Source organism: Flavobacterium sp., assembly GCF_003525665.1.
Taxonomy (GTDB): Bacteria; Bacteroidota; Bacteroidia; order Flavobacteriales; family Flavobacteriaceae; genus Flavobacterium.
Genome location: NZ_DQDX01000090.1, coordinates 6,809 through 16,085 on the forward strand (window position 1 = coordinate 6,809; position 9,277 = coordinate 16,085).

Below are 9,277 nucleotides of genomic sequence, written 5' to 3' on the forward strand. Positions count from 1 at the left end.
TCCTATAAAATATGATATTGAGAGAAGTTTATTGAAATTCGTTTCAATAAACTTTTTTTATTTATAAAAAACTCAAAAAAAAGCGTTGTCCAACCTGTAAAAGTCTTCAAACAATTAAATGGGGAATTCAACTAAACAAGCAACGATTTAAGTGTAATAATTGTGGTCAATTATTTACTTCAAGCAATAAACCTGTTTCTGATTCTAACAAAGAAATTTGGTTTAAAAATTGGATAATTGGCAAAGATACTTTTGATAAAATTTCACTTGAATCGGGATATAGCAAAAGCACTTTGCAACGCTATTTTTATAAAATGTTAGCCAAAGCTCCAGTTTTGGAGTTCAGTTCTACCGATGATATTTATTTAGTAATTGATGGAACCTATTTTCCAAATGATATTTGTTTAGTGGTTTATAGAAATTATCATTTAAAATTAACTCAACTATATAGAATGACTGATGGAGAGCATTTTGAAGAAATTGCTGAAGATTTACAAAACTTATTAGATCTTGGAATAAAAATTAAAAGCATCACTTCTGATGGCGATAAATCATCCATCAAAGCAATTAAAAAAGTGTGTCCTAAAGTACCTTTTCAAAGATGTTTAGTACATATTTCTAGAATGTGTAAAATATGGCTAACACAACATCCAAAACACAAATCTGGCTTTGAGTTAAAACAAATAGCAATGAAAATTCACACTATTGACTGTGAGTATAAACGACAATTGTGGTTAATAGAACTCATCCAATGGGAAGAGGAATATAGAGATTTCATAAATAAAAAATCATATAATAGTGAAACAGGAAGGTATTGGTATACGCATAAAATGGTTAGAAGATCATTTATGGTAATCAAAAAAGCATTACCAAATATGTTCCAATATTTAAAAGATGATAAAATACCCAATTCAACCAATGCCTTAGAATCATTTTTTGGTCATCTAAAAGGTAACTTAAATATTCATAGAGGATTAAGTTTGAAGAATAGAAAGAATTTTTTAAAATGGTATTTATACTATAAAAACGAAATCTGTAAATAGGTTTTTTTAGCCATATCGGATTTCCAATAATTAAAAAAGGATAGCTAAAACTATCCTTTTAATTATTGTATAATCATCAAACTTATTGCTGATTGGTTGCTCCTCAGCAGAGCCAATTTCCTCTTCAGTTTGATACGGACAAGATAATTAATCTGAAATGAAAAATCACCAACTATTTTTGACCACATTACCTTTTTTTTTTAAATATCGTTGGTTTTGTAGACAATATCTTTAATTACATTATCTAATTCTTTAGAAGAATCTACTATCATTGTAAGTAACTCCTTGTGATTTATACATAATGAAGTATCGTTGCTTAGAAGATCTATTAAACCCATAATTCTAGCAACAGGTGCTCTTACAATATGAGATTGAGTCCATGCAATTTCACGTAATCTTTTGTTTTTTTGTTGTATTGAAAAAATAAAAATAATTTCTTTTGTTAAATCATCTATAGACAAAATTACTGCTTCTCTTCCTTTATAGATATAACTATTTTTTTTAATCAGCACATATAGAATTTCGCCATTCTTTTTTTTGTGACATTCTATTTTTTTATAAATAGACCGATATTCTTTATCTAATGATTTAATGCTACCATCAAAAATTTCCCTATCCTTTATATTAACTTGCAGATTCTCAACTTTAATATCTAAAAATTCTTCCATAGAATATTGATAAATATCTATTGCAGAGTCATTAACGCCAATTATATTGTTAGTTTCTTTATCAAAAACCAATAGTGGGTTTGGACTTAATTGAAATAAATCGGAGTAGCGTTGTTCAGACTCTTTAATTTTTAATAAAGTTTTGTATCGTTCTATGTTGTATACAATACATTTATAAATAGTTGTAGGACTTAAATTTTCTTTTAATAAGTAATCTGAAATACCAAGAGATAATGATTGAACTGCAAAATTAAAATCGGGATATCCTGTTAATACCACAATTGGAATTAATGGCGCGAGAGTAATAATCCCTTTTACAAGATCAATACCCGATTTATCTGACAATGATAAGTCCAAAAAAATGATATCAAAATCATTTGATTTTTTTATAGTTTGTTCAAACCCCTTAAAACTTGTGACATTAGTTATTTCAGTATTTAAAAAAGAGTCAGAAATATACTCTTCAAACAATACAAAATCACCTGGATTATCCTCGACAATTACTATTTTATATAATTGACTATCTTTTATCATTATCTATATTTACTGGTAAATGAACGATATTTAACCAAAAATCTTCCAAACTTAGAACGGCTTCTAAAAATTCTGACACATCAACTGGTTTAACAATATAGGCATTAGCATGATTATTATATGATTTCATAATATCACTCTCTGATGATGATGTTGTTAAAATTATTATTGGGATATGTTTGGTGCTTTCGTCTGACTTTAATATTTCTAATACTTCAATACCACTTTTAAGAGGTAAATTTATGTCCATCAAAATAACGTCTGGAGATTTAACATCTTCATAACCATTTTTTTTAAAAACAAAATCTAATGCTAGCTTTCCATTTCTAACAATACTTACTTCGTTTAAAACTTTGCTAGCCTCTAAAGCCTCTGTAGTGAGTAAAATATCACCTTCATTGTCTTCGACTAATAATAAATGCATTGATTTCATAACTTTATTTCTTTGGAATATTAATATAAAAAGTACTTCCTATACCCAATTGAGATTTCACCCAAATTTTACCATTTAATTTATCTACAATTTTTTTTGCAATCGCAAGCCCCATTCCGTTGCCTTGGTACTTATCTTTACCATGTAATCGTTGAAAGATAATAAATATTTTTTCAAAATATTCGTCTTCAATACCAATTCCATTATCTTTTATTGATATTCGATAATGATCGTTATACTCCTTTGATTTAATGATAATTTGCAAAGGCACATCCTCTTTTGAATATTTTAATGCATTACTAATAATATTTTGAAATAATTGTATTAAATAATGTCTAATTGAATACACTTTGGGAAGTTCCTCAAAAAATATTTGTGCTCTTTTTTCTTTTATCAATTTACCTTGAAGCAAATTAACATCTTTAATAACATCCTTTAAATCAATTAACTCGTAATTTTCTTGATGCTCATTAATTCTAGAAAATTCTAGAATATCTAAAATTATCTGACGCATATTTTTTGCTCCATCAACAGCGAAATTAATATACTTTAACCCTTTTTCGTCTAAAACATCATTATATTTTTTTTCAAGTAACGTTAAGAAACTAGTTACCATTCTTAAAGGCTCTTGTAAATCGTGTGATGCTACATAGGCAAATTGCTCTAATTCTTTATTTGAAGAAATTAATTCAGTCTTTTGTTTATTTAAATCTTCGTTCAATTTAAGCAATTGATCTTCATGAAATTTGCGCTCGGTTATATCTCTTATGAAGGCACAAAAGAATTCTTCTCCATCTTGCTGTATTGGTAAAACCGTTAATTCAATAGGAAATTCAGTACCATCTCTTTTTATAGCAGACAATTGTAATAATTTATTAAGCGATTGTCCTTTCCCTGTTTCCATGTACCTGTCCATTCCGGCACTATGCATTGCTCTAAATTTTTCAGGAACAATAATAGCGGATAACAATTTACCCATTACCTCATTTTCACTCCAACCAAAAATTTGTTCCGCTTGCGGATTCCAAAATGTTATCATTCCGGCTTTGTCAATACAAATAATCGCATCCAAAGCAGAATTCATAATTAATTTTCGGCGCTCTTCAGTATTTTTTATTTCTTCCTCTGCTTTTTTGCGTTCGGTGATATCCTGCAATGTTCCAACAATCCTTACTGGTTCACCATTTTCATTATTTTCCAATTCTGCTAAGGCAGAAATAAATCGCGTCGGTGATCCATCGGCAGGGTTAATTCGAATATCTATGTCGTATTCGATGCCATGCTCCACCAGTTTTGCAGTTGCCTCTCGAACTTTATCTAGATCAATAATGCAGGCAGCAACTGTTGCTCGTTGCAATTCTCCTTCTTCTGTACCCAATCCACAGATAAGCATGGCTTCTTTTGATGCCCATATGGCATCGCTATGTAATTCTTGTTGCCAATAGCCGAATTTCCCTATTTCTTGTGCCTTCTGTAATCTTTCTTTACTTATGCGGATTTTTTCAGCGCTTTGTTTGAGTGCGGCTTCATTTTTTTTGCGTTCCGTAATATCACGGGTAACACCCAATAGATTTACTACTTTTCCTGTCGTATCTTTGAGCGGAACAGCATGAGTTTCTAGCCAGCGTTGCGTACCTTTTAAACCGGTAATTTCAAATTCAAATGATCCGCAGTTGCCTTTGAAAACCTCTTTACTTACTTGTTTAAAGCCCGCACTGTAATTTTCATCAACTAGATCTGCCATGCGTTGGCCTAATACTTGTTGCTCATTGTCTGCTTCAATCATTGCAAGTCCTGCAGGATTCATAGATAGTAATTCGCCTTTACTGTTTAGTACTTTTACGCATTCGGGTTCACTCTCTAAAATAGTTCTTAGATAGTTTTCACTTTCAATAAGTTTGATTTCTGCTTCTTTGCGTTTTGTGATGTCTGCATTAGATCCGAGATAACCAATATGTTCATTCTTTTCATTGAAAAGTTTTTTGGCATTTCCACTGACCCAAATGATATCTTTATTGCTATTTAAAAAGCGATATTCATAATTCCATTCACCACCAGATTCAATGGATTTGTACCAATTTTCAGTTACAAACTCCAAGTCTTCAGGATGAAGAGCGTTAATCCATCCTTTACCTAAAGCGTCTTCTAATTGCATATCCGCCATTTCAAGCCAAGTTTGATTTGCATATACACAATCTCCTTTAATATCAGTTGTATAAATAGCAATTGGTGACTGTTGGGTATATGCTTTAAATCTGGCGTCGCTTTCCTGTGCTTTTTCTATAGCAACTCTTAACTCTTCTTCCGCATTTTTTCGTTCATGAATGTCTTGCATACTACCATAAACTCTGATGCAATTTCCATTGACAAACTCGGCTTCGCACGTAACACGTATCCATCGATTGTTGCCTTTAGCAGTTACAATCTGAAACTCTTCTGCGAATGATTTCCCGGTATCTATCACATGTCTTACGTATTCAGAAATTTTAGTTCTAGTACTGTCATTTTCATAAAAACCAATAGCCGTTTCTATCTCTGGAACATAATCTGGTGCCACTTCAATAATTTCCTTAGTAATATCAGACCAAAAAAGAGTACGGTTTTGCAAATCAACTTCCCAACCACCAATTCTGGCTAATTCATTAACTTTTTGTAATAAATGTTCAAGTTCTTTCTTATCAGTTATATCTTTTGCTACAGCATAAATATTATTATCTTCGGGAACATAAATGGCATTCCAAGACAGCCATTTTATTTTACCCGATTTAGTGATGTACCGGTTCTCAAAATTAGAGCTGGAATTAGTTTCTAATAATTTAGAAAACTCATTTTTAGCATTTTCTCTGTCTTCAGGATGAACAAAATACGTGTAATGTTCGGCACACAACTCTTCTTGTGTATATCCTAAAAGTTGACATGCTGCAGGATTTACTCTTTTAAAATACTGATCTAAACCTATAGTTACAATCATATCGGGAGCAAAATTGAACATTTGATTCAATTCTAGTTCTAATTGTTTTCGTTTAATTTCGGGACTTAAATAATCTCCCAGTTTTTTTAATAAGGTATAGTATTTAGCAGTATCAATAACTTCATGATTGAGTCCGAAGGTCAAGACACCAATAAGTTCATTATTATAAAGTAGCGGAATTCCTAATTTTGCTTTTAAACCATATTTAATTGCAGCATCTCGTCGAGAAAATTGTTTAAGGTTTGCAAGATTTTCCCAAATAGTTATTTCTTTATTTTTAGCAACGATACCTGAAAAACCTTCTCCATACTTAAAAGTGTCTATGGAGTTTGTTTCTTCTATAAATAATTTACTATTTTCGGTAGTGGCATGACTACTTATTTTGTTCAATGAATTTTTATCGGTAGAGGTTAACCAAGCTTCGGCAAAACAAAAATCTGCAAAATCTGCAATATAACGCAATGTTCTGTCTAATGTTTCATTTAATTTTAATGGCTCATTATAGACGGTACTAATATCTGCTATTAGTTCATTTTGCAATTCTTCATTTTTACGAATCGTTACATCTCTTTCAACGGCTATCCAATGCGTAAACCATCCTTTTTCATCAGCAACTGGATTTACCGAAAAATTAATCCAAAATTCTTCACCACTTTTTTTATAATTTATAACGGTAACTTCACAGCTTTCCCAATTTCTAAGGGCTTTACTTAAGCGTTTTAGTTCTGCTTTGTCTGTTTTTGGTCCTTGTAATATTCTTGGAGTTTTACCAATTACCTCTTCGGCGGTGTAGCCCGTCATTTTTGTAAACGCTTCATTCACATACAAAATTCTTGGTCCTGGTTCATCAAACGGTTCGGCTTCTGTAATTAATACCGAGTCAGTAGTATTGGTAACAACTGACGCAAACAATTTTAGTTGCTGTTCTTCATTTTTTCTTTGAGTTATATCTTGTATAGCTCCTATTACTCTCCTAATATTATTATCTTCTCCTCTAATGATATAGGCGCTGTCATGAACATAGGCTACTTTTCCATTTGGTATAATAATTCGGTACTCGTGTTTCCAGTAAATATCAGTACTATTTATGGTATCATGAATACTTTTTAGCGCTAATTCTCTATCATCTGGATGGATATAATTTTCCCATTTGGTATTGATTAAATTTAGCTCTTCCATATCAAATCCGAAAATAGTCCTGAACCCTTCAGCTCTATAGACTTTATTATTTTCAAAATCCCAATCCCAAATAGCATCAGATGTTGCTTTAGTTACATATTCATAGCGCAAGTTGCTTTCTTTTAATGCATTTTCTTTGAGGTAACTTTCCAGAATTACTTGCAGTATATAAGATGCCCTCTCTATGGTATTTTCTTCAACAGTAGATGGTGATTTTACTTCTTTATAATACGCGGCAAATGTGGCTAAAACTTCACCCTCTGCATTAAGTATAGGCGTTGACCAACAGGCTTTCAAACCATACTCGGCTACTACTTCCTTGTAATTTGCCCAGCGAAAATCATTTGGTATATCCGTTACTATTACTTTTTTTCTTGTGAAAGCTGCAGTTCCGCAAGAACCCACGTTATCTCCAATTGTAACTCCGTTAACAGCATCAAGATAGGCTGCTGGTAAACTTGGTGATGCTAAATTAAACAGCTGATTTCCTCTGCGAATTAGCATTGAACACAACATGCCAGGATGCAATTTTTCAATACCCAGCATGTATTTTGAAATAATTTCAGTGATAGGAACTGAACCTAATGCATTTATTTCTAAGACTTGTCTTTCTAAGATTTCTAAATTGTGATAGTAATTTCTTTGGGAGATATCCTTTAAAGCTCCAATTATTCTAGTTATTTTTTTATTTTCGTCTCTAATTAAATAAGCACTATCTTTTACGTATGCTTCTTGTCCATTTGGTTTCAGTAAACGGTATTCGTGTATCCAGTAATTTTCATTACCATTTATTGTATCATTAAGGCTTTTTCGTGCGATAGCTACATCATCTGGATGAACATAATTTTCCCAATTAGTGTCAGGTGAATTTAATTCTTCCATATCAAATCCGAAAATGGTATTAAATCCTTCTGCTCTATAAATACGGTTGTTTACAAAATCCCAATCCCAGATAGCATCCGATGTAGCTAAGGTTGCATAGTGATAACGCTCATTACTTAGTTGTAAATTCTTTTGCGCGGTGAATCGTTCTGTGACATCAACCACCGTTGAAATCATTAGATTTTGATCATAAATAGGAATGTTTTTTGCATTTATAATCCTTTCTTCTCCATTTTGAGTTGTGATAGTAATACCTTCCCAAATCATCCTTTCTGGGTCTTTGCTTGACATATCACTACCTACTTGCTGCATTATTTGCTCTCGATAAGAAACATCAGGATATACTTTTTCAAAAAAATTAATAACATTTATTAAATCTTGTTTCGGCCAACCATATGTTTCATAAAATTGTTTATTCATTAATGTTGCTGATCCATCATTAATCTTATTTACGGCTATGCCAATAGGTAAATTCTCTAACGTAGTTTCTATAAATTCAACGTATTCTTTTTGCTTTTTTTCTAGTTCAATAGTTGCGGTGATATCATTAATAAGTACTAAAGAACATCTTCGATTATTATAGTTTAAAAGATGGGCAGTAATTTCTACGTGCATTACCTCTCCATTTTTCTTCAAATGGCGCGTCTTTCTTTTAAGTATTTCACCATGAACAGTTTCATTTTCTGTAGCTTTTTGAAGTAAAGGTAGTTCCTCTTTCGTATGAATGTCTTTTATGGTTAGTTGAACGAATTCGTCTTTAGTATAGCCATAAAGTCTCAGGCATTGTACATTACAATCCAGGATTTGGAGGGTTTCGAAATCAACAAGAAATAATGGTAAAGGACTATTTTCAAATAGATACTGGTATTTATTATTTGAATCTTGAAGTAACGCTTCATTTTTTTTACGTTCGGTAATATCGTGCGCCGTTCCAAAAAGTCTTATAATTTTTCCACTTGAGTCTTTTTCACTATAGCCAAACTCTTCAACAAAACGTTCTTCGCCAGAAGGCGTTTTTATTCTGTAAACAATATTAAAAGGCTCACCAGTCTCTTGCGTATTTTTACTCGTTTGTAAAACAATATCCCTATCTTCTGGGTTGATAAAATCAATATATGAATTATGAGTTTCTAAAAAAAGTTCTTTATTAATATCAAAAATAGTATATAAACCATCAGACCAAGTTAATTTATCCTTTTTGAAATCAAAATTCCAGCTTCCCATTTTGGCCACTTTTTGAGCTTCTAAAAGTAGGCTTTCATTTTCTTCAACTTTTTTAACAAGTTGTTTATAGTGAGTCATGTCTTTGGCCAAGCAGTAAAAAACCTCGTCTTTTTGCTCGTAATGTACAGACCACATTAAATAAACTAATGACCCATTTTTGTGAACATATCTATTTTCAAATAAGCTTAAGTCAAAACCTTCTTTAACAGATGTGCCTCTTTCAATCGCTAAAGGAATATCTTCTTCTGAAATATAATTGGAATAGGACGTTCCAACCATTTCTTCTGGAGTATACCCCAAAACTTGATAGGAAGAATCTGAAACAAATTCAAATTTATTATTC

At 31.6% G+C, this 9,277-nt stretch carries 4 protein-coding genes; 1 reads left to right on the forward strand and 3 read right to left on the reverse strand.

Going from position 1 to position 9,277, the window contains the following annotated elements:
* Nucleotides 1–314: 314 nt before the first annotated feature.
* Nucleotides 315–1,043, forward strand: coding sequence for a transposase (locus DIU01_RS06740; RefSeq protein ID WP_290832774.1), 729 nt, complete (start codon nucleotides 315–317; stop codon nucleotides 1,041–1,043).
* Nucleotides 1,044–1,243: 200 nt separating this feature from the next.
* On the opposite strand, the gene DIU01_RS06745 is transcribed toward DIU01_RS06740, so the two are convergent.
* The 3 genes from DIU01_RS06745 to DIU01_RS06755 form a co-directional block, all read right to left on the reverse strand.
* Nucleotides 1,244–2,245: a response regulator gene (locus DIU01_RS06745; RefSeq protein WP_290832776.1), complete on the reverse strand. Its 1,002-nt coding sequence runs from the start codon at nucleotides 2,243–2,245 to the stop codon at nucleotides 1,244–1,246.
* A complete protein-coding gene (locus DIU01_RS06750; RefSeq protein ID WP_290832778.1) occupies nucleotides 2,232–2,678 on the reverse strand; it encodes a response regulator in 447 nt (148 codons plus the stop codon). Before DIU01_RS06750 ends, DIU01_RS06745 begins: the two co-directional genes overlap by 14 nt.
* A gap of 4 nt (nucleotides 2,679–2,682) precedes the next feature.
* Nucleotides 2,683–9,277: PAS domain S-box protein (locus DIU01_RS06755; RefSeq protein WP_290832780.1), on the reverse strand; the 6,595-nt coding region annotated here is incomplete at its 5' end.

Excerpts from the sequence above, each read along its gene's own strand:
- DIU01_RS06750 (WP_290832778.1), bottom strand. The coding sequence starts at position 2,678 with ATGAAATCAATGCATTTATTATTAGTCGAAGACAATGAAGGTGATATT.
- DIU01_RS06745 (WP_290832776.1), bottom strand. The coding sequence starts at position 2,245 with ATGATAAAAGATAGTCAATTATATAAAATAGTAATTGTCGAGGATAAT.
- DIU01_RS06740 (WP_290832774.1), top strand. The coding sequence starts at position 315 with ATGTTAGCCAAAGCTCCAGTTTTGGAGTTCAGTTCTACCGATGATATT.